General features: G+C 73.9%; 19 protein-coding genes and 2 tRNA genes. 5 read left to right on the top strand and 16 right to left on the bottom strand.

Going from position 1 to position 21533, the window contains the following annotated elements; all coding sequences use genetic code 11:
- The coding region (locus ADK60_RS09835) for an SUKH-3 domain-containing protein (RefSeq protein WP_053644903.1) at positions 1-535 on the top strand (535 nt) is incomplete at its 5' end.
- Between the two features lie 124 nt (positions 536-659).
- Here the strand turns inward: ADK60_RS09835 and ADK60_RS09830 are convergent.
- Positions 660-1931, bottom strand: coding sequence for a histidine kinase (locus tag ADK60_RS09830; RefSeq protein WP_045941395.1), 1272 nt, complete (start codon positions 1929-1931; stop codon positions 660-662).
- A gap of 358 nt (positions 1932-2289) precedes the next feature.
- Here ADK60_RS09830 and ppc point away from each other — a divergent pair, with 358 nt between their 5' ends.
- Entirely contained in the window at positions 2290-5088 is a 2799-nt protein-coding gene (gene ppc, locus ADK60_RS09825) for a phosphoenolpyruvate carboxylase (RefSeq protein WP_045941396.1), read from the top strand.
- A 91-nt stretch (positions 5089-5179) separates the two neighbouring features.
- On the opposite strand, the gene ADK60_RS09820 is transcribed toward ppc, so the two are convergent.
- The 8 genes from ADK60_RS09820 to ADK60_RS09785 form a co-directional block, all read right to left on the bottom strand.
- Complete coding sequence (locus ADK60_RS09820; protein WP_053644901.1) at positions 5180-6208, bottom strand: hypothetical protein; 1029 nt, start codon at positions 6206-6208, stop codon at positions 5180-5182.
- Positions 6198-6731, bottom strand: coding sequence for a SigE family RNA polymerase sigma factor (locus tag ADK60_RS09815; protein ID WP_045941397.1), 534 nt, complete (start codon positions 6729-6731; stop codon positions 6198-6200). Before ADK60_RS09815 ends, ADK60_RS09820 begins: the two co-directional genes overlap by 11 nt.
- Positions 6732-6880: 149 nt before the next feature.
- Positions 6881-7171 (bottom strand): hypothetical protein, encoded by a 291-nt coding sequence (locus ADK60_RS09810; protein WP_053644899.1) that lies wholly within the window; start codon positions 7169-7171, stop codon positions 6881-6883.
- Positions 7172-7399: 228 nt separating this feature from the next.
- Positions 7400-7981, bottom strand: coding sequence for an aminoacyl-tRNA hydrolase (gene pth / locus ADK60_RS09805; RefSeq protein WP_045941399.1), 582 nt, complete (start codon positions 7979-7981; stop codon positions 7400-7402).
- A 187-nt stretch (positions 7982-8168) separates the two neighbouring features.
- Positions 8169-8768: a 50S ribosomal protein L25/general stress protein Ctc gene (locus ADK60_RS09800; RefSeq protein ID WP_053644898.1), complete on the bottom strand. Its 600-nt coding sequence runs from the start codon at positions 8766-8768 to the stop codon at positions 8169-8171.
- Positions 8769-9051: 283 nt separating this feature from the next.
- Positions 9052-10029, bottom strand: coding sequence for a ribose-phosphate diphosphokinase (locus ADK60_RS09795; RefSeq protein ID WP_045941401.1), 978 nt, complete (start codon positions 10027-10029; stop codon positions 9052-9054).
- Between the two features lie 203 nt (positions 10030-10232).
- On the bottom strand, positions 10233-11702 hold the full coding sequence (gene glmU, locus ADK60_RS09790; protein WP_079008198.1) for a bifunctional UDP-N-acetylglucosamine diphosphorylase/glucosamine-1-phosphate N-acetyltransferase GlmU: 1470 nt from the start codon (positions 11700-11702) through the stop codon (positions 10233-10235).
- Positions 11703-11874: 172 nt separating this feature from the next.
- Positions 11875-11948 (bottom strand) — tRNA-Gln (locus tag ADK60_RS09785).
- 246 nt (positions 11949-12194) lie between these two features.
- On the opposite strand from ADK60_RS09785, the gene ADK60_RS09780 reads away from it, so the two are divergent.
- Both ADK60_RS09780 and ADK60_RS09775 read left to right on the top strand, forming a co-directional pair.
- Entirely contained in the window at positions 12195-13250 is a 1056-nt protein-coding gene (locus ADK60_RS09780; protein ID WP_079008197.1) for an acyl-CoA desaturase, read from the top strand.
- Positions 13251-13423: 173 nt separating this feature from the next.
- Complete coding sequence (locus ADK60_RS09775; RefSeq protein WP_045941403.1) at positions 13424-14026, top strand: TetR/AcrR family transcriptional regulator; 603 nt, start codon at positions 13424-13426, stop codon at positions 14024-14026.
- Positions 14027-14084: 58 nt separating this feature from the next.
- Here the strand turns inward: ADK60_RS09775 and ADK60_RS09770 are convergent, their stop codons facing one another.
- Positions 14085-14879, bottom strand: a complete 795-nt coding sequence (locus tag ADK60_RS09770; RefSeq protein ID WP_053644894.1) for a methyltransferase domain-containing protein — start codon at positions 14877-14879, stop codon at positions 14085-14087.
- 109 nt (positions 14880-14988) lie between these two features.
- Between ADK60_RS09770 and ADK60_RS09765 the strand changes: the two genes are divergently transcribed.
- Positions 14989-15483, top strand: a complete 495-nt coding sequence (locus tag ADK60_RS09765) for a MarR family winged helix-turn-helix transcriptional regulator (RefSeq protein ID WP_030398043.1) — start codon at positions 14989-14991, stop codon at positions 15481-15483.
- A 60-nt stretch (positions 15484-15543) separates the two neighbouring features.
- Here ADK60_RS09765 and ADK60_RS09760 read toward each other — a convergent pair whose 3' ends face one another.
- From ADK60_RS09760 to ADK60_RS09735, 6 genes are all read right to left on the bottom strand, one after another.
- Positions 15544-17184, bottom strand: a complete 1641-nt coding sequence (locus ADK60_RS09760; protein ID WP_234371012.1) for a polysaccharide biosynthesis protein — start codon at positions 17182-17184, stop codon at positions 15544-15546.
- 65 nt (positions 17185-17249) lie between these two features.
- Positions 17250-18287, bottom strand: coding sequence for a LuxR C-terminal-related transcriptional regulator (locus ADK60_RS09755; RefSeq protein ID WP_053644892.1), 1038 nt, complete (start codon positions 18285-18287; stop codon positions 17250-17252).
- 403 nt (positions 18288-18690) lie between these two features.
- Entirely contained in the window at positions 18691-19653 is a 963-nt protein-coding gene (gene galE, locus ADK60_RS09750; protein WP_045941407.1) for a UDP-glucose 4-epimerase GalE, read from the bottom strand.
- A 117-nt stretch (positions 19654-19770) separates the two neighbouring features.
- Positions 19771-20439, bottom strand: a complete 669-nt coding sequence (locus ADK60_RS09745; protein WP_053644890.1) for a response regulator transcription factor — start codon at positions 20437-20439, stop codon at positions 19771-19773.
- A 170-nt stretch (positions 20440-20609) separates the two neighbouring features.
- Positions 20610-20682 (bottom strand) — tRNA-Thr (locus tag ADK60_RS09740).
- Positions 20683-20747: 65 nt separating this feature from the next.
- On the bottom strand, positions 20748-21533 hold a 786-nt coding region (locus ADK60_RS09735; RefSeq protein WP_159400371.1), incomplete at its 5' end, for an MFS transporter.

The raw sequence follows: 21533 nt of genomic DNA, 5'->3' as shown, positions 1-21533 counted from the left end.
GCCCCCGCCCCCGCCGCCGGCCACCCTCGCCGCGCCCGCGCCGCGGACCCGTCCGCGCTTCCCGGCCGATGTCGCCGCCGAGCTGAAGGCGGCCGGCTGGCACCCCGGGCGCTGGCAGATCCGCCAGGCCGAGGAGTGGGCCGACACCCTGGCCGGCCACGGCGGCCCGACCGGCGTCCCGCACGCGGTGTTCCCGGCGGCGGTAGAGGCCTGGGCCGAGTTCGGCGGCCTCGCCTTCGACCTGGTCGGCCCCGGACGGCAGCTGGCCCGCACCCCGTTCCTGGTCGACCCGCTGTGCGGCCTGCACCAGCCCCGCACCCTGGCCGACCTGGGCCGCGCCTTGGACACCCGGGTCGCCCCGCTGGGCGAGGAGGCGTACGGGCAGGCGCTGCTGGCGATCGACGAGGAGGGCCGGGTCTTCAGCCTGGACCACACCGGCGAGTGGTTCCTCGGCGACAGCGTCGACCGGGCGATCTCCACCCTGGTCCTGGGCACCGCCCCGGTACGGCTGCGCACCGCCGAGGACGCCGGCTGAGCCGGGCCGATCGCGAGGGCGGGTCCGAACGACCGGCCCTGGAGACCGGGCTGGAGACCAGCCATGGAGACCGGGTTGGAGACCGGCCATGGACCAGGCCCTGGACCGGGCGCCGGACCGGGCGCTAGACCAGGCGGTCCTGGCGGACCGCCAGCCGGGACGGCAGGACCGCCTCCACCCGGAAGCCGCCGTCCCGCTCCGGCCCCGCCGAGAAGGTGCCCCCGAGCGCGACCACCCGCTCGCGCATCCCGACCAGCCCGTTGCCGCCGCTGGGCAGCGCGGCCGCGGCCCGCTCGCCGCCCGGGCAGGCGTTCACCACACTGACCCGCACGCCGTTCGGCGCGTACGCGAGCAGCACCGACACCTGGGCCCCGCCCGCGTGCTTGTGCGCGTTGGTCAGCCCCTCCTGCACCACCCGGTAGGCGGTCTGCTCGGCCTCGCCGGTGAACTCCTGCCGGCTGCCGCTGACCGTCAGGGTGACGGCCATGCCGGCCGCCCGGGACTGGTCCACCAGCCGCGGCAGCGCGGTCAGCGAGTCCGGCTCGACCGCGCTCTCCTCGGACATCCGCAGCACGCCGAGGATCTCCCGCAGCTCGTTCAGCGCCTGCCGGCCGACCTCGCCCATCAGCTTGGCGCTCTGCGCCGCCCGCTCCGGGTCCTTGGCCACGATCCGCTCCAGCGCCCCGGCGTGCACCACCATCAGCGAGACCCGGTGCGCGACCACGTCGTGCATCTCCCGGGCGATCCGGGTGCGCTCCTCCAGCCGGGCCCGGCGGGCGCGCTCCCTGGCCTGCTCGGCCAGCAGGTCCAGCTCGGTCTCCAGGCCGTGCGCACGGTCCTTCAGCGACTCGATCAGCCGCCGCCGCGCCCCGACGTAGAGACCGGTCACCACCGGGGCCACGGTCGCGCCGGCGGCCACCAGGAGCGCCAGCACCAGCTGGCCCCAGAACGGCGGCTGCTCGATCGTCGGATCGCCGGGGTCGACCATCGAGAGCAGGATCACCCCGGCGGTCTCGGCGTAGGCGAGCGCGGAGAGCGCCACCACCCGCCGCCGGCGCGAGGGCCACTCCCAGGTCGCGGCCAGCGTGTACAGCGCCACCAGCAGCAGCACCATGCCGGGCACCCCGGGCATCACGATCAGCGCCACCACCACCGGCACGGCGGGCCAGCGCCGGCGGACCACCAGGCTGGCGCCGACCAGCGCGCCGAACAGCGCGATCCCGAGCTCGGCCACCAGTCCGAGGTGGATCCGGCCGCCGATGTACGTGACCGAGCTGGCGGCGCACTCCAGCGCCGCCACGGCGGCGAGTCCGGCGTCCAGGAGGGCGCTGCGCCGCCTCGGCCACCACAAGAACGACGACCTGCCCCGCGCGCGCTCCCCAGGCGACTTGCTCATGCCCCACAGACTACGGCGCGCCCCTGCCGCGGCCCCACCGGGTCGCGGCCGGACACGCCCGGCGGCGGCCCCCCGACGCCTCCCCCGGCTCCTCCCCCGGCTCCTCCCCCGACCGCTCCCGGACCGCTCCCGGACCGCCCTCCGGCGACCCCCGGCCCGGCCGCTAGTGGTCCAGACCACATACGGTCCCGGGGCATGGCTGTCCGCCATCCGGCCACTTCGCGGACACCGCACCTCCCGACACCTATGCTGGTCGCGTCGGACAGCGCGGTCCGCACGCGTCACACCCGCCACACGCGGGACGGCCCTGTGACGATGAGCCGTTGCCGAACACCCCACCACCCCGAGGGAGCCAGCCGTGACCGCTCCGGTCCCCAGCCCGGCGGACAGCCCGACCCCCGTCGACGCCGACAACGCCGCGCTGCGCGCGGACATCCGTCGCCTCGGCGACCTGCTCGGCGAAACCCTGGTCCGCCAGGAAGGCCCCCAGCTGCTCGGCCTGGTCGAACAGGTCCGACTGCTCAGCCGCACCAACGGCGAGGCCACTGCCGAACTGCTCTCCGACATCGACCTGGAGACCGCCGCCAAGCTGGTCCGGGCCTTCTCCACCTACTTCCACCTCGCCAACGTCACCGAGCAGGTGCACCGCGGCCGCGAGTTCGCCACCCGCCGCGCCCGCGAGGGCTCGCTGCTCGCGCAGACCGCCGACCAGCTGGCCGAGGCCGACCCCAAGCACCTCCGGGACACCCTGGCCCACCTCGCCGTCCGCCCGGTCTTCACCGCGCACCCGACCGAGGCCGCCCGCCGCAGCGTCCTCAACAAGCTCCGCCGGATCGGCGAGCTGCTCGACCGCATCCACCGCGAGGAACTCGCCGCCGGCCTCTCCCACGCCGACCCGGCCCGCACCTCCTCCGCCCGCCGCCAGGCCGACCGCCGCCTCGCCGAGGTGATCGACCTGCTGTGGCAGACCGACGAGCTGCGCATCGCCCGCCCCGAGCCCACCGACGAGGCCCGCAACGCCGTCTACTACCTGGACGAGCTCTACCGCGACGCCGTCCCGCAGGTCCTGGAGGAGCTCCAGGAGGAGCTCGCCCGGGTCGGCCTGGAGCTGCCCGAGGGCGTCCGCCCGCTGACCTTCGGCACCTGGATCGGCGGCGACCGCGACGGCAACCCCAACGTCACCCCGCAGGTCACCTGGGACGTCCTCAACCTCCAGCACGAGTACGGCATCAAGGACGCCCTCGCCGCCATCGACGACCTGCGCGGCACCCTCTCCACCTCGGAGCGGCTGGCCGGCGCCTCCCCCGAGCTGCTCTCCTCGCTCAACGCCGACCTCGCGCTGCTGCCCGAGCTGAGCCCCCGCTACAAGCGGATGAACGCCGAGGAGCCGTACCGGCTCAAGGCCACCTGCATCCGGCTCAAGCTGGAGAACACCCGCGAGCGGCTGGCCGGCGGCACCCCGCACGTCGCGGGCCGCGACTACCTCGGCACCCGCGAACTGGTCGCCGACCTGCGGCTGATCCAGGACTCGCTGCGCGCCCACCGCGGCGGGCTGATCGCCGACGGCCGGCTCGCCCGCGCCATCCGCACCGTCGAGGCGTTCGGCCTGCAGCTCGCCACCATGGACGTCCGCGAGCACGCCGAGGCCCACCACCACGCGCTCGGCCAGCTCTTCGACCGGCTCGGCGAGGAGGCCTGGCGCTACGCCGACATGCCGCGCGAGTACCGCCAGCGGCTGCTCGCCAAGGAGCTGCGCTCGCGCCGCCCGCTCGCCCCCACCCCGGCCCCGCTGGACCCCGCCGGCGCCAAGACCCTCGGTGTCTTCACCACCATCCGCGAGGGCTTCGACCGGTTCGGCGACGAGATCGTCGAGTCCTACATCATCTCGATGTGCCAGGGCGCCGACGACGTCTTCGCCGCCACCGTGCTGGCCCGCGAGGCCGGCCTGATCGACCTGCACGCCGGGATCGCCAAGATCGGCATCGTGCCGCTGCTGGAGACCACCGACGAGCTCCAGCAGGCCGACCGGATCCTCGACGAGATGCTGTCCGACCCCTCCTACCGGCTGCTCGTCTCGCTGCGCGGCGACGTCCAGGAGGTCATGCTCGGCTACTCCGACTCCTCCAAGTTCGGCGGCATCACCACCTCCCAGTGGGAGATCCACCGCGCCCAGCGCCGGCTGCGCGACGTCGCCCACCGGTACGGCATCCGGCTGCGGCTCTTCCACGGCCGGGGCGGCACCGTCGGCCGCGGCGGCGGCCCCTCGCACGAGGCCATCCTGGCCCAGCCCTGGGGCACCCTGGAGGGCGAGATCAAGGTGACCGAGCAGGGCGAGGTCATCTCCGACAAGTACCTGCTGCCCTCGCTGGCCCGGGAGAACCTCGAACTCACCATCTCCGCCACGCTGGCCGCCTCCGCGCTGCACACCGCCCCGCGCCAGGCCCCCGAGGAGCTGGCCCGCTGGGACGCCGCCATGGACCGGGTCTCCGAGGCCGCGCACACCTCCTACCGGGCCCTGGTCGAGCAGGAGGACCTGCCGAAGTACTTCTTCGCCGCCACCCCGGTCGACCAGCTCGCCTCGCTGCACCTGGGCTCCCGCCCGTCCCGCCGCCCCGACTCGGGCGCCGGCCTGGACGGCCTGCGGGCCATCCCGTGGGTGTTCGGCTGGACCCAGTCCCGCCAGATCGTCCCCGGCTGGTACGGCGTCGGCGCCGGCCTGGCCGCCGCCCGCGAGGCGGGCCTGGGCGACGTGCTGGACGAGATGTACGGCCAGTGGCACTTCTTCCGCAACTTCCTCTCCAACGTCGCCATGACGCTGGCCAAGACGGACCTGCGGATCGCCCGCCACTACGTCGAGCAGCTGGTGCCCGCCGAGCTGCAGCACGTCTTCGACCAGATCCAGGCCGAGCACGACCTCACCCTGCGCGAGGTGCTGCGGCTGACCGGGGAGAACGAGCTGCTGGAGCACAACCCGGTGCTCAAGCAGACCTTCGCGGTCCGCGACGCCTACCTCGACCCGATCTCCTACCTCCAGGTCGCGCTGCTGCGCCGGCAGCGCGAGGAGGTCGCCACCGGCCGCACGGAGGACCCGCTGCGGGCCCGCGCCCTGCTGCTGACCGTCAACGGCATCGCCGCCGGTCTGCGCAACACCGGCTGACCGGTCCCCCGGGACACCACAGGGCCCCGCGGCGCGTGTGCACGCGCCGCGGGGCCCTCCCCCGATCCGGACCGCCCCGCGCGACCGCGAGTCAGTCCGGCCGTACCTCCAGGACCTCCGGTCCGTACCGGGCGACGATCTCGGCGCGGGCCGTCAGCGCCTGCGGCGAGTACACCTGCACCCCGGCACCGTCCTCGGAGATCACCACCTCCTCGACGGTCACCCCGCGCGCCGTCCAGTAGCCGGCGTCGTCGAGGATCCGCTGCCGCAGCTCCTGGAAGTGCCGCAGTGAGCCGGGCACGTCGACGAACCGGAACGTCGCCCCGGGGGCGGACACCTCACGGAGAACGGCCTGGTCCAGGCCGCTGCCCGCCACCCGCTGCACGAACACCTCGTTCGTCAGGAAGTCGGAGCAGACCCCGAAGTACTGGTCGGGGAACTGCAGTGCGCCGAGCCTGCGGACCTGCACGGACGCTTCGAGCAGCCCGTGCCCCGACGGCGAACCGCTGCCCGGGACCGGAACCGACGAGGACGGCACCGGAGCCGACGAGGACGGCACCGGAGCCGACGAGGACGGCACCGGAAGACCCGACGAGGGCTTACCGGTCGTGCTGGGGACGAACGGCGTCCCCTCCCGGGCCGGGTCGATCCGGGTGCTCGCCGCCGCCGTCCACGGCGGCAGTCGCCGGGTGGCAGGCCCGCCGACGCAGGGGCCGATCGTCCCGAACATCGCCTCGGCCGGCGTCGACGACGAGGAGGACGGCGAGCGGCCGGGGGTCCACGGAACTCCCCGCGCACCGTCCGACGGGCTCGGCGAGACCAGGCCCACCCCGCCGAGCGCCGTCGTGCCGTCGGCCTGACCGGATCCGCCGAGCTGGGTCACCAGACCCGCCCCGAGCACCAGCACCACCGCCGCCGACCCCGACCGCACCACCCTCCGCCGCCGCGCCCGGCGCCGGCCGGCCTCCCGCAGTCCCGCCGGCGGCGGACCGCCGCCCACCTCCCCCGCCCGCACCGCCAGCCGGACAACCAGCTCCTGCTCGAACCGGCCCGGCTCGGTGCCGTCCCCGAACGGGTCCCGGCGCCCGTCCGTCTCCCTGCCCCTGTCCTCAGCGGTCATGACCCACCATCTCCCTCACCGGTGCCAGCTCCTTCCGGAGCGTCCTCATCGCCCGTGCCAGATGCGTCTTGGCCGTCGCCGGGGAGCAGCCGAGTTCCTCGGCCACCTGGGCCACCGACAGGTCGGCGTAGTACCGGAGCACCACCGCCGCGCGCTGACGGGGCGGCAGCGCGCGCAGCGCGGCCTCCAGTTCCTCGTCCTGCGGGTCCACCGCGGCCGCCGGGGCGTCCGGCAGCAGGGGTGTCAGCACCTCCCGGCGGGTCCGCCGCCACCGCGACACATGGGTACGGACCATCGTCCGGCGGACGTAGCCCTCGGCCGCCCCCGGGTCGCGGATCGCCCCGCGCCGCACGTACACCCGGGACAGGGCGTCGTGCAGCAGGTCCCGGGCGTCGTGGATGTCCCCGGTGATCAGAAACGCGCCGCGGAGCAGGGCCTGGTACCGCGCCGAGACGAACTCGTCGAACGCGTCCTGCCGGGTGCCCTCGGCAAGGCCCCCCGACCGCATCGATTCCCGCTTCATGCCAACAGGACGCACGGCGGGGCGGAAACGGGTGACACGCCCCGCAGAAAAAGCCGGAGGGGCCAAGCCGGAGGGGCCGGGGCCCGGTCGTCCCGGTTCCCGGCCCCTCGGGACCACGTCTCACTGCCGGCCTCTCACTCCCCGGCCTCTCACTCCCCGGCGTCGCCCGCGCGGTGGCGCCGGACCCACAGGGCCGCACCACCGGCCGCCACGACCAGGCCGCCGCCGACGGCCAGCAGGCCCGCGTCACCGCCGACCGGGCCGCCGAGCACGGGGCCGAGATCGAGGTCGAGGTCGAGCTGCGCCGAGACCGGCTCCGGGGACACCACACCCGGTCCGGGTTCGGACACCGGGTCGGCGTGGGCCGGTCCGGCCCCGCCCAGCAGCACCCCGGCAGCGCCGATCGCGCCCGCGGTGCCCAGCGCACCCGCCGTGCCCACCCGCCGTCCGAGCTTCCTCAGCCGTACCACCCGGATCCGCCGAAACCGCCGGACCGGCCGCAAACTCCGCATCGAGAACTCCCCAGACCCCGTTCGCGTACTGTCCCGACGCTATCCGATCCGTCCCGACTTCTCACACCTGTTCAGGTTTGGACGGCCAGAAGTTGCACGACCGTTGTGCGGCCGGACCGCCGCCCGCCCCCCGGCGAGCGGACCCCTGACACCGGATCAGGAGTTGTACGTCGACTGGGCCCGCTCCAGCCCCTCCGTGAGCAGGGCCTCCACGGCGTCCGCCGAGCGGTCCACGAACCAGTCCAGCTCCTTGCGCTCGGTGCTGGAGAAGTCCTTGAGCACGAAGTCGGCGACCTCCATCCGGCCCGGCGGCCGGCCGATCCCGCACCGCACCCGGTGGTAGTCGGGGCCGAGGGACTTGGTGATCGACTTCAGCCCGTTGTGGCCGTTGTCACCGCCGCCGGTCTTCAGCCGCAGGGCCGCGTAGTCGATGTCCAGCTCGTCGTGGACGGCGACCAGCGCGGAGGCCGGCACCTTGTAGAAGTCGCGCAGCGCGGTGACCGGGCCGCCCGAGAGGTTCATGAACGACATCGGCTTGGCCAGGACCACGCGCCGGCCCGCCAGCCGCCCCTCGGCGACCTGGGCCCGGCTCTTGTGGGCCTTGAACCTGGCGCCGATCCGCTCGGCCAGCAGGTCGACCACCATGAAGCCGATGTTGTGCCGGTTCCGGGCGTACTGCTCCCCGGGGTTGCCCAGGCCCACCACCAGCCAGGGGCCTTCGTACGATTCGTCGCTCATGCGCCCGTCCCGCTCCGCTCGGCGAGGGCATTCGCCCGCGCGCACCTCTCGACCGTCCGCTCGTTGCGCCCGCTCACCGGGCCACCGCTCCTCGTGGTCATGTTCACCGCCATCATCCCGGACACGCCGCTGCCCCGGCCGCTCCAGAGGAGCGGCCGGGGCAGCGGTATCAGGCTGGGTGCGAGGCTCAGGCCTCGGCGCCGGCCTCGGCGGCCTCGGCAGCCTCGGCGTCGGCGTCGGCCTGCGAGGCCTGGGCGCCGATGATCTGCAGGACGACGGTGCCGGGCTCGACGGCCAGCGTGGTGCCCTTGGGCAGCTCGATGTCACCGGCGGTGATCGAGGCACCGGCCTCCAGGCCCTCGACCGAGACCGTGACGGACTCGGGCAGGTGGGTGGCCTCGGCCTCGATCGGGAGGGCCTGCAGGACGTGCTCCAGCAGGTTGCCGCCCGGGGCCAGCTCGCCCTCGGTGTGGACCGGGATCTCGACGGTGACCTTCTCGCCGCGCTTGACCAGCAGCAGGTCGACGTGCTCGATGGTGCGCTTGATGGCCTCGCGCTGGACGGCCTTCGGCAGCACGTACTCGTCCTTGCCCTCGATCGGCACGACCAGCAGGGCGTTCGGGGTCTTCAGGGCCATCATCAGGTCGTGGCTGGGCAGGTTCAGGTGAACCGGCGCGTGGCCGTGACCGTAGACGACACCGGGGACGAAGCCGGCGCGGCGGGCGCGACGGGCGGCACCCTTGCCGAACTCGTTGCGGGACTCGGCGGCAAGGCGGATCTCGGACACGACTGCACTCCTCGTGAAAGCTGGCGCGGGGGTGCAGGCAACGCGAAAAACCGCCGGGACCACACCCTCATAACGGGGGTCACTCGGCGGCGCAACGACTCTGCCGGAAGCCCGGATTACCGGAGCCGGCAGCGCGTCGATCACGGATCGAGCACCCGCGAAGCGGGCGCACGGCATCCCTCGCCGAGCAGTTTCACGAGTCTAACCGCTACCTCGGCCTCTCGCGAAATCGGCGGCGCCCCCGGCCCCGAAGGGACCGGGGGCGCCGCCCTGGGGCCTGGAATCAGTGCACGCCCTCGAAGAGGCTGGTGACCGAGCCCTCCTCGAACACCTCGCGGATCGCGGCCGCGATGGACGGGGCGATCGACAGCGTGGTGATCTTGTCCAGCTGCAGCGAGGCCGGGGTCGGCAGGGTGTTGGTGAACACGAACTCGCTGACCCGGGAGTTCTTCAGCCGGTCCGCGGCCGGGCCGGAGAGCACCCCGTGGGTGGCGGCGACCAGGACGTCCGCGGCGCCGTTCTCGAACAGCGCGTCGGCGGCGGCACAGATCGTGCCGGCGGTGTCGATCATGTCGTCCACCAGGACGCAGACCCGGTCCTGCACGTCACCGACGACCTCGGCCGACAGGATGGTGTTGGCCTGGGTGATGTCCCGGCGCTTGTGGATGATCGCCAGCGGGGCGTCCAGCCGGTCGCACCACTGGTCGGCCACCTTCACCCGGCCGGCGTCCGGCGAGACCACGGTGAGCTTGGCGCGGTCGACCCGCTCGCCCACGTAGTCGGCCAGCAGCGGCAGCGCGAACAGGTGGTCCACCGGGCCCTCGAAGAAGCCCTGGATCTGCGCGGTGTGCAGGTCCACGGCCATCAGCCGGTCGGCACCGGCCTGGCGCAGCAGGTCGGCGACCAGCCGGGCCGAGATGGGCTCGCGGCCCAGGTGCTTCTTGTCCTGACGGGCGTACCCGTAGAACGGCAGGATCGCGGTGATGCTCCGGGCGGAGGCCCGCTTCAGAGCGTCGATCATGATCAACTGCTCCATGATCCACTGGTTGATCGGAGCCGTGTGACTCTGCATCACGAAGCAGTCGGCGCCACGCGCCGACTCCAGGAAGCGGACGTAGATCTCACCATTGGCGAAGTCCAGGGCCTTGGTCGGAACCAGCTCGGTCCCCAGCGACGCGGCCACCTCCCTCGCCAGCTCCGGGTGGGCACGGCCGGAGAAGAGCTTCAGTTTCTTCTCGCCCGACGTCGTGATCCCGCTCACTGCCACCGTCTCCTCGCGTTGCTGACACCGGTCCCGTCCGCACCGAGGGCAGGCTTCCGCCAGCCGGCGAGTGGGGTCGGGGGAATGGTCGGTACGCCGGGACAGGGGCGGTAGGCCCTATGGCGCACGTATGACCCCAAGGTTACGCGCCCGCGCGCGAACCGTCCGCCCCGGGACCGTCCGCCGACCCACCGCCCCTCCGCTCAGGCCTCCGTCGGGGCTTCGGCGCCGGTCTCCGCCGCCGCGGCGGCGGCCTGCGCCGACGTGGTCCCGGGGCGCTTGCGCTCGACCCAGCCGGCGATGTTCCGCTGCTGCGCCCGGCTCACCCCGAGGCCGCCGGCCGGCACGTCGTTGGTGATCACCGAACCGGCCGCGGTGTAGGCGCCGTCGCCGATCGTCACCGGGGCGATGAACATGTTGTCGGAGCCGGTCCGGCAGTGCGCACCGATCACCGTGCGGTGCTTGTTGACGCCGTCGTAGTTGACGGTGACCGAGGCCGCGCCGACGTTGGTGCCCTCGCCGATGGTGGCGTCGCCGATGTAGGAGAGGTGCGGCACCTTGGCACCCTCGCCCAGCTCCGAGTTCTTCACCTCGACATAGGTACCGACCTTGGCCTTGCGGGCCAGCCGGGCGCCCGGGCGCAGGTAGGCGTAGGGGCCGGCGGTGGCGAGCTCGCCGACCTCGGCGCCGTCCGCGGTGGTGTTGCTCACACGGGCGCCGGAGCCGATCCGGGTGTCCTTGAGGGTGGAGTTCGGGCCCACCTCGCAGCCCTCGCCCAGGTGGGTCGCGCCCTGCAGCTGGGTGTTGGGCAGCACCACCGCGTCCGGCTCGTAGGAGACCTGGACGTCGAACCAGGTGGTCGCCGGGTCCACCACGGTCACCCCGGCCCGCATCGCCCGCTCCAGCAGCCGGTCGTTCAGCAGCCGGCGGGCGTGCGCCAGCTGCACCCGGTCGTTGATGCCGAGGATGTCCCGGTAGTCGGCGGCGACCACCGCGCCCACCCGGTGACCGGCCCGGCGCAGGATCTCCAGGGTGTCGGTCAGGTACTCCTCGCCCTGCGCGTTGTCCGTGGTGACCTCGGCGAGCGCGCCCACCAGCAGCTTGGCGTCGAAGGCGAAGACCCCGGAGTTGATCTCGTCGATCGCCCGCTGGGCGTCCGAGGCGTCCTTCTCCTCGACGATCGCGGCGACCGCGCCGTCCGCCTCGTCGCGCAGGATCCGGCCGTAGCCGAACGGCTCCGGCACCACGGCGGTGAGCACGGTGACGCCGTTGCCCTGCTCGGCGTGCGCCCCGGCCAGGGCGCGCAGCGTCCCGCCGGTCAGCAGCGGGGCGTCCCCGGTGGTGACGATCACGGTGCCGTCGAGCTCGATCCCGTCGGCCGCCAGCGCCTCCAGGGCGGTGCGCACGGCGTGGCCGGTGCCGTTCTGCTCGGCCTGCACCACGGCGCGGGCACCCGGGTGATGCGCCGCCAGGTGCTCGGCCACCTTCTCCCGCATGTGCCCGATCACCACGACCAGCTGCCCGGGCGTCAACTCCTCCGCAGCCGCCACCGCGTGGCCGACCAGCGACCGCCCGCACACCTCGTGCAGCACCTTCGGCAGACGGTTCGACTTCATCCTGGTCCCGCCACCGGCGGCGAGCACGACAACGGCGGCAGGCGAATTGGCACTCACGGGGGGAGGCTCCTCATTCGGTTACACGGGGAGGGCAGAGCAGCCGGGGACGGGACCCGCACGTCGGCGACCCGGCGGCTTCGAGGATAGTGCGCGGAGGATTTCCGGCCTCCCGGCCCCGGGAATCGTCACGGAGCCGCCACGAACCAGGCCGGGCCGACCGGCCCGCAGATGGCTCCCGGAGGAGGATTCGAACCCCCATAAGCTGGACCAAAACCAGCTGTCCTGCCCTTAGACGATCCGGGACCGGCGCGTCCGCTCCCGTCACCGGGGGGCGCGCTGCGCCAAGACTACGGGGTATGGGCCGTCACATCTACCTCCTCGCGGCTCTCCCCCCGGGGGCCCTCCCGCGCGCGGGAGGTCATCCATCCAGTCGGGTGAATTCACTCAAGCGCCGCACGGCGGCGTATTCCCTCGATGGCGGCGAACAACCTACGATTCCGTAGGTTACGCACACGTAGCCTCCGTCCTCTCCCCCTTCAAGGGACACCCATGACCATCCAGGCCGGCGAGGCGCACGCCGATTCCGCGCGCCCCCTCAATACCTCCGCCCCCGGACCCGACACCCCCGACCGCGCCGCCCCGGCCCCGGGCGCACCCGCCGCCGCGGGCGACCCGGCCGACGGCGCCGACCCGCAGCTGCTCTCCGCCACCCGCGGCGGGGAGCGGCAGGGCGCCGCCGAGCGGATCGCGCTGGGGCTGTTCATCGCCGTCCCCTTCGCCGCCCTGGTCGCCGCCGTCCCGGCGGCCTGGGGGTGGGGCCTCGGCTGGACCGATCTCGCGATCGCCACCGTCATGTACTTCCTCACCTGCCACGGCATCACCGTCGGCTACCACCGCTACTTCACCCACGGGGCCTTCAAGGCCAACCGGCCGGTGCGGCTCGCCCTCGCGGTGGCCGGCTCGCTGGCGATCGAGGGCCCGCTGGTGCGCTGGGTGGCGGACCACCGCAAGCACCACCGGTACAGCGACAAGGACGGCGACCCGCACTCGCCCTGGCGCTACGGCGAGACCGTCCCCGCCCTGCTCAAGGGCCTGTGGTGGGCGCACATGGGCTGGCTCTTCGACGAGGAGCAGACCCCGCAGCTCAAGTACGCGCCCGACCTGATCGACGACCCGGCCATAAGGCGGATCTCCCGGCTGTTCTGGCTCTGGACCACCGTGTCGATGCTGCTGCCGCCGCTGGTCGGCGGGCTGGTCACGTTCTCCTGGCAGGGGGCGCTGTCCGCCTTCTTCTGGGGTTCGCTGGTCCGGGTGGCGCTGCTGCACCACGTCACCTGGTCGATCAACTCGATCTGCCACGCGCTCGGCAGCCGGCCGTTCCGCTCCCGGGACCGCTCCGGGAACGTCTGGTGGCTGGCCGTGCTCTCCTGCGGCGAGTCCTGGCACAACCTGCACCACGCCGACCCCACCTCGGCCCGGCACGGCGTCCTGCGCGGACAGATCGACTCCTCGGCCCGGCTGATCCGCTGGTTCGAGCTGGCGGGCTGGGTCCGGGACGTCCGCTGGCCGGACGCGCAGCGGATCGCCGCCCGCCGCGCCGCATGAGGGCGCACCTGCAGCATGATGTAGGGGTGAACGGGAGCAGCGCAGACAGCACAGGCGGCCACCAAAGCACGCGGACGGACGCCGCGCCGGGCCCGGCGCAGGACCGTCCGCGTGCCACCGCCGGGGCGGACGGCGCTGCGTCGGCACCGCGCCGGCGGGGCGGCCGGGTGCGGATGACCGGCAAGCAGCGCCGGGAGCAGCTGCTGGAGATCGGCCGCACGGTGTTCGCCGAGCGCGGCTACGACGGCACCTCGGTGGAGGAGATCGCCGAGCGGGCCGGGGTGTCCAAGCCGGTGGTGTACGAGCACTTCGGCGGCAAGGAGGGGCTGTACGCCGTGGTCGTCGACCGCGAGATGCAGCTGCTGCTGGACATGGTGACGGGGGCGCTGACCGGGGGGCACTCGCGCGAGCTGCTGGAGCAGGCGGCGTTCGCGCTGATGGACTACATCGACACCTCGACGGACGGCTTCCGGATCCTGGTCCGGGACTCCCCGGTCGCCCAGTCGACGGGCACCTTCGCCTCCCTGATCAGCGACATCGCCACCCAGGTCGAGGACATCCTGGGCCTGGAGTTCAAGGCCCGGGGCTTCGACGCGCGGCTGGCCCCGATGTACTCGCAGATGCTGGTGGGCATGGTCGCGCTGACCGGCCAGTGGTGGCTGGAGGTCCGCAAGCCGGACAAGGCCGAGGTGGCCGCCCATCTGGTGAACCTGGCCTGGCACGGCCTGGAGGGGATGGAGCGGCACCCCAGGCTGGTCGGCGACCGCAAGGCCTGAGGCCCCGCCCCGGCGCCGTCCGGGGCCAGGCCCGCCGCACCCCGTTCCACCAGGACGGTCAGGCCCGCTTCACCCCGACGGCGAAGATCCGCCGGAACGGGAAGACCGTGCCGTGCGGCCCGGCCGGGTAGGCCGCGCGCAGCAGCGCCCCGTACTCGGCGAGGAACGCGGACCGGTCGGCCCCGTCGGTGAGCCGGGTGAGGACCGGGCGCAGGGCGGTGCCCTTGACCCACTCCAGCACCGGGTCAGGACCGGTGAGCAGGGTGCTGTAGGTGGTCTCCCAGACGTCGGCGGCGCAGCCGGCCCGGGTGAGCGCGTCCAGGTAGGCGCCGGGCTCGTGGACGCCGGCCCGGGTGGCGTCCGCCCCGAGCAGGTCGCGCCAGCGGGGGGACCGGCGCAGCTCGGCGAGGGCCAGGTGGCTGGGCGCGTCGAAGTTGCCGGGCACCTGGAAGGCGATCACCCCGCCGGCCCGGAGCGCCCCGGCCCAGCGCGGCAGCAGCCCGAGGTGCCCGGGAATCCACTGGAGCGTCGCGTTGGCGACGATCGCGTCGGGCGCCGCCCCGGCCGGGTCGTAGTCGCCCGCGTCGGCGAGCAGGTAGTCGGCGGTGGGTTCGCCCTCGCCGCGGGCGGCGGCGAGCATCTCGGCGGAGTTGTCGATCCCGGTGATCCCGGCCTCGGGCCAGCGTTCGCGCAGGACGGCGGTGGAGTTGCCGGGCCCGCACCCGATGTCCAGGACGGTGGCGGCCGGTTCGTGCGGGAGAGCGGGGACGCGGGCGAGCAGGTCGCGCAGCGGGCGGGTCCGTTCGTCGGCGAAGCGCAGGTACTGCTGCGGGTCCCAGACGGGGGAAGTCATGATCGGCCTCGCAAGTATCTCGACGTCAAGATATATCACCAGCTTTCAGGCTGGATTTCTCGATGTCAAGAGACTTCACATCGACACAACCCCCGATACACTGATCGCCATGGAGGACGAGGTCGATCGACTGGTCGCGGCATGGCGCAGAGAGCGCCCCGACCTCGACGTGGAACCGCTCGAAGTGCTCAGCCGGGTCAGCCGGCTCGCCCGCCACCTCGACCGCGCCCGCCGCACCGCCTTCGCCGAGCACGGGCTGGAGCCCTGGGAGTTCGACGTCCTGACCGCCCTGCGCCGGGCCGGCTCCCCGTACCAGCTCTCCCCCGGCCAGCTGCTCACCCAGACCCTGGTCACCTCCGGCACCATGACCAACCGGATCGACCGGCTCACCGGCAAGGGCCTGGTCAAGCGGCTGCCCGACCCCGACGACCGGCGCGGCGTCCTGGTCCGGCTCACCGACGACGGGCGCGACCGCGCCGACCAGGCACTCGCCGGGCTGCTCGCCCACGAGCGCGAGCTGCTCGCCCAGCTGACCTCCACCCAGCAGGGCGAGCTCGCCGGACTGCTCAGGCAGCTGGTCGCGCCCTTCGACAACATCCCCTGAGCGGCCCCGCCCCGGCCGGCAGCCCCACGACCCGCAGCCGTCCGGCCGGAGCCCGTCCGGTCAGAAGCCGTCCGGATAGGGCGTGCTGAGCGCCGGCACCGGGGCGGGCGCCGGCTCCGGCGTCCGGTAGCCCGGCAGCAGCTCGGCCAGCCGGCGGCGCACCTCGTCGTCGCTGTTCACCGCCGCCGCCCCGTACAGCCCGGTCAGCCCGCCGGCCAGGTCCTCCGGCCCGCCCGCGGTGTCCGCGACGGTGGCGTAGATCCGGGCGTGCTCGGTCGCCAGCCGCTCCTCGTCCTCCGAGAACAGCGCCTCGTTGAGCTTCTCCCCGGCCCGCAGCCCGGTGTAGCGGATCTCCACCTCGTCCCGGGCCAGCTGCACCTGCTCGGCGAAGTTGTGCACCAGGTCGACGATCCGCACCGGCTCGCCCATGTCCAGCACGAACACCTCGCCGCCGCGCGCCATCCGGCCGGACTCCAGCACCAGGCCGACCGCCTCCTCGATGGTCATGAAGAACCGGGTGACATCCGGGTGGGTGACGGTCACCGGCCCGCCGCTGCGCAGCTGTTCGGCCAGGACCGAGAGCAGCGAGCCGCGCGACCCCAGCACATTGCCGAACCGCACCGCGGAGAACACCCCGGTGCCCAGATTGCGGGCGTCCCTGGCGTTGGCCTGGACGATCAGCTCGGCCAGCCGCTTGCTGGCGCCGAGCACCGAGGTCGGGTCGGCCGCCTTGTCGGTGGAGATCAGTACGAACCGCTCGACGCCGGTGGCCAGCGCCGCCTCCACCAGGTGGTCGGTGCCGAGCACATTGGACTTCACCGCCTCACTGGGGTGGCGCTCCAGCAGCGGCAGGTGCTTGTGGGCGGCGGCGTGGAAGACCACCTCGGGCTTCAGGTCCCGGAAGATCTGCTGGATCCGCGGCCGGTCCCGGATGTCGGCGATCACCAGCGACTCGTCGGTGAGCAGCGCCTCGCCCCAGATCTCCAGCTGGAGCCGGTGCAGATTGGACTCGTCGTGGTCCAGCATGTACAGCGCGCTCGGGTTGAACGCGTGCACCTGGCGGCAGAGTTCACTGCCGATCGAGCCGCCCGCGCCGGTCACCAGCACCCGCCGGCCCTCGATCACGTCCCGGACGTCGGCGGAGACCACGTGCACCTCGTGCCGGCCGATCAGCCGGTTGACGTCCAGGCTGCGCATGTCCGAACCGACCACCTCGCGGCGCAGCGCGGCGAGGAAGGACGGCAGGTAGCGGACGGCCGCCCCGGCCGCCGCGGCGGCGGTGGCCAGCGCCCGGACCCGCTGCGGGGCGAGCCCGGGGATCGCCAGTGCCACCACCTGGGCGCGGTGCTCGACCGCGAGTGCGGTCAGATCGGCGAGCGTGCCGAGGACCGGCACGCCGTCCACCGACTGCCCGGCCTTGGCCGGGTCGTCGTCCAGCAGGCCGATCGGGTCGAGGCCGAACTCCGGGGCCCGGCCGAGGTCGCGCACCAGCGCGGTCCCGGCCGCCCCGGCGCCGACCACCAGGGTGCGCATCCCCGTCGGCAGCGCGGCGCGGCCGACGGCCGACGGACCGGGCGCGCCCTCCGGCGGCTCCGGGCGGGCGCCCGGGGCACCCACGGCAGCGTTCGCGTTCTTGTCGGCGGTCTCGTCGGCGCCCTGCGGCGTCGGGTGCGGGCGTGCGGAAGTACTGTGCGGCGACATCTGTCCTCCGGAGTTCCCTGACCTGACGGAGCCGAACCGGTGTGCTGGCGTGACGGACGGGCGGATCAGCCGGGGCCGGGAGAGGTGGTCGTGGCGACGGACGGCGGGGCAGCGGGAGCCGCGAGCTCGGACGGGCTGACGCCCGCCCGGCGGGCCACCGCGACGGCGGCCAGGGTGGAGTGCACCCCGAGCTTGCCGAGGACGTTCTGCATGTGCGTACGGACGGTGTGCGGGGAGAGGTAGAGCCGCTCGGCGACGGCCTGCCGGCCGAGGCCCGCGACCATGCAGCGCAGGATCTGCTTCTCCCGCGGGGTGAGCGTGTCGACCAGCCGTTCGCTCTCGGTGCGGTCCCGGCGGGCGGTGGTGAGTTCGCGGATCACGCCGGTCAGCAGCGCGGGCGGCAGATGGGTCTCGTCCCGCAGGACACCCCGGATCACCGCCAGCAGCCGGGCCAGCGAACTCTCCTTGGCCACCCAGCCGGTGGCGCCCGCGTGCAGGGCGCGGGCGGCCCGGTGCGGATCGTCGGCGGTGGCCAGGACGATCGCCCGCAGGCCGGGATGGTGGCGGCGGATCCGGGCCAGCAGGGTGATGCCGTCGGGGATCTGGCCGGCGGCCGGGACGGGCGCGGGGAGCGCCGGGGCGGCCACCGGGATCACCGGCGCCGTCGGATGCGGTTCCGCCGCGAGCGGGCCGGCCGGGTGGGCGGCCGGGCGACGGTCGGTCGGATGACGGACGACGGTCCCCGGCGGACCCGCGGCCCCGGGCGGGACGGCCGTCGCGGGCGGTCCGGGGGCCTGGGCCACCGGCGGCCGGCGGGGCGAGGGCACCGTCGCCGGCGGTCGGCGGCGGAGGGCGTCCGGCGGGTCGGCGGCAGGCTGGCGGGGCTTGCGGGCGGCCGTGGCCTCCGCCACCCCGAGGTCGGCGTCGACCAGGACCACGTCGAACACCCGCCCCTCGGCGGCGGCACGCTCCAGCGCCCGCTCCGCGGCGGCCGCGCTGCCCGCCGCGCCGACCTCGACATCGGGCTCGGCGGCGAGCGCCGCGGCCAGCGCCTCGGCGAAGATCCGGTGGTCGTCGACCACCAGGACGCGGATCCGCCCCATCGTCACTTCCCCCCTGCTCAGCTCCGGCCCGCGTCCGGGACGGCGCGCCGGTCCCGCCGCCGCCGTCCGGGCGCTCCTGCGCCGCTCACCTCCCGGGTGCCCGGAAGGGCCGAGGTGCCGACCCCCACCGGTACCGGAATCAGCGTACGGGGTGGGCGCGGGCTCGGTGGGGGTTTGGTGAAGTTTCGTCAGGAGGTGCGAAATTGGCGTGACTTGATGCCCCGATGCGGCCTCCTGGCGCGATGTCCCACCGGCTCCATCGACTCCGTCCGGCTCCAACCGCTGCGGGAGCACCGGAGCGCCGCCGAGAACGCCGGGAACGCCGGAGCGCCGCCCCCTCGCCGTACGGGAGGAAGCGGCGCTCCGGTCGTCCGCCGGGCCGGGGCAGGCCCCGGCCCGGGCCTCAGCCGGCGTTCTTCTCCAGGGTGAACTTCCAGGCGTCGGCCACGATGTCGTCCAGGTTCGGACGGCGCGGGGTCCAGCCGAGGGCCTCGTGGGCGCGCTCGGCCGAGGCCACCAGGACCGCCGGGTCGCCGGCGCGGCGGCCGGAGACCACCACCGGGATCTCCCGGCCGGTGACCCGCTTGACCGACTCGATCACCTCGTGGACCGAGAAGCCGCTGCCGTTGCCCAGGTTGCAGATCAGGTGCTCGCCCGGCCGGGCCGCGTCGAGCGCCAGCAGGTGCGCGTCGGCCAGGTCCGCGACGTGGATGTAGTCGCGGATGCAGGTGCCGTCCGGGGTCGGGTAGTCGTCGCCGTACACCGCGATGTGCTCGCGCTGCCCGAGCGCCGCCTGGAAGACCAGCGGGATCAGGTGCGACTCCGGGTCGTGCCGCTCGCCGTACACGCCGTAGGCGCCGGCCACGTTGAAGTAGCGCAGCGAGACGGCGGCCAGGCCGTGGGCGACGGCCTCGCTGGTGATCAGGTGGTCCACGGCCAGCTTGGTGGCGCCGTAGGTGTTGGTCGGCGCGGTGCGGGCGGTCTCGGCGATCGGCACCGACTCCGGCTCGCCGTAGGTGGCGGCGGTGGAGGAGAACACCAGCTTGCGGACGCCGGCCGCGCGCATCGCGGCGATCAGCTCCAGCGAGCCGGCCACGTTGTTGCGCCAGTACTTCTCCGGGTCCACGACCGACTCGCCGACCTGCGAGGAGGCCGCGAAGTGCAGCACACCGTCGAAGGAACCGTCCAGGACCTTGCCGGCCTCCTGGATCCGGCCCTCGACGAACTCGGCGCCGGCCGGCACGCCCTCCCGGAAACCGGTGGAGAGGTCGTCCAGGACGGTCACCTGGTGCCCCGCCTCCAGCAGGTGGGCGGCGACCACACTGCCGACATAGCCGGCGCCACCCGTGACCAGGTACTTACTCATGATGCGACCTCCAGCGGGCGATGGACCGCGGTCGGCGGACCATCGGGGACGTTCGTACGACTGGCGCCCATTCTCCCTGCCCACCGGGGGTGCTCGGACCACCCGAACGGCCGTCCGTCAACCACGCGCCATCCGGTCCAGCAGACCGGTGCGCGCCGCCACCGCCGCCGCCTCCAACCGGGTCCGCGCGCCGAGCTTCATCAGCACCCGCTGGACGTGCGTCCGGGCCGTGCTCGCCGCGATCCGCATCCCCGCCGCGATCGCCGCGGTGTCCTCGCCGTCCGCGATCCGCGCCAGCACCTGCACCTCGCGCCGGGTGAGCAGCCGCAGCAGCCGGACCGCCTCGTCGTCCGGCTCCGCCGCCGGCCTCAGCAACTGGTCGAACGCGCCCCGCAGCACCTCCACCGCGACCGCCGCCTCGCCGGCCCGGGCCCGCGCGATCGCCCGCTCGACCACTTCGATCCGCTCGTCGCTCGGCACGTACCCGGCCGCGCCGGACGCGAACGCGCCTGCCACACCCCGGAGTTCACCCACCGGACCGAGCACGATGACAGCCACCTCGGGCCGTTCCCTGCGGATCCTGCGCAAGCCGTCGAACGCCCCCGGATCGGCCGGCGCGGCCACCCCCAGCAGACACACCTCCGGACGCCGCCCCGCCACCAGATCGGCCGCCGACGCGGCCGGCGACCCCACCGCGAGCACCCGGTGCCCCCGCAACTGGAGCGCGGTGGCCAGCGCCTCGGCCAACAACCGGTGGTCGTCGACCACCACGAGGCGAACACCCATGAGACCCCTCCAGGTCGGCGTCCCGCCCGCAGCCCCGCCCGGCGGGCGCGGGCGGCCGGTGACGCACCATCACAGCGCATTCCGTACCCGACGTGCCAGACCGTCTCACCGCCACCACCGGGCGGACACAACGAAAAGGACCCCCGCCTAGATGGCGGGGGTCCTGACCGAGCCCCCATGCGGAATCGAACCGCAGACCTTCTCCTTACCATGGAGACGCTCTACCGACTGAGCTATAGGGGCCTGTTGCCTGTCCGGACTCCTTGGCTTCGCTTCCGCTCCGCCCTCTCGCTCGAACAAGGAAGACATTACACGGCAGGGGGGCGGAATGGGAAATCGGTCCCGGCGGTCCGGACGACCGGTCCGGACACCGCCGAGAGGTCGCTCCCACTGGTCTCCGGCAGCAGCCGCAGACACAGCAGCGCCACCACCCCGCACCCCGCCAGGTACCAGCCGACCGGCTCCGCGGTCCCGTACGTCGCGGTCAGCCTGGTCGCGATCAACGGCGTGGTCGCCCCGCCCACCACCCCGCCCAGGTTGTAGGTCAGCGCCGCCCCCGTGTACCGCACCCGGGTCGGGAACAGCTCCGGCAGGAACGCCGCCAACGGCCCCAGCAGACAGCCCAGTACCACCATCGCCCCAGCCAGCGAGAGGAACATCAGCCCGCGCCGCTCCGTCTCCAGCAACGGGAACAGCGCCAGCGACCACGCCACCGCCAGCCCCGTCGCCCCCTGCAGCGTCCGCCTGCGCCCCCAGGTGTCACTGCGCCGGGCGCTCAGCCACACCGTCACCCCCTTCCCCACCGCACCGGCCAACAGCATCGACAGCACCACCGTGCTCGGCACCCCGAGCCCCGTGGTCGCGTACGCCAGCGAGTACGTCGTGGTCAGGTAGAACAGCGCGTACCCCACGGTGATCGCGCCGCAGCCCAGCAGCACCGTCCGCCAGTGCCCCCGCAGCACCTCCACCACCGGCGCCCGCTCGGCCCCCGTCCGCACCTCGCCCCGGAACAGCGGCGTCTCCTCCAGCCGCAGCCGCACGAACAGCCCCACCGCCACCAGCGCCAGCGACGCCAGGAACGGCACCCGCCAGCC

The sequence above is a fragment of the Streptomyces sp. XY431 genome, assembly GCF_001279805.1.
Classification (GTDB): Bacteria; Actinomycetota; Actinomycetes; order Streptomycetales; family Streptomycetaceae; genus Kitasatospora; species Kitasatospora purpeofusca.
Note: the sequence above shows the minus strand (reverse complement) of the source record. Positions and strands in the feature narration are given on the sequence as shown.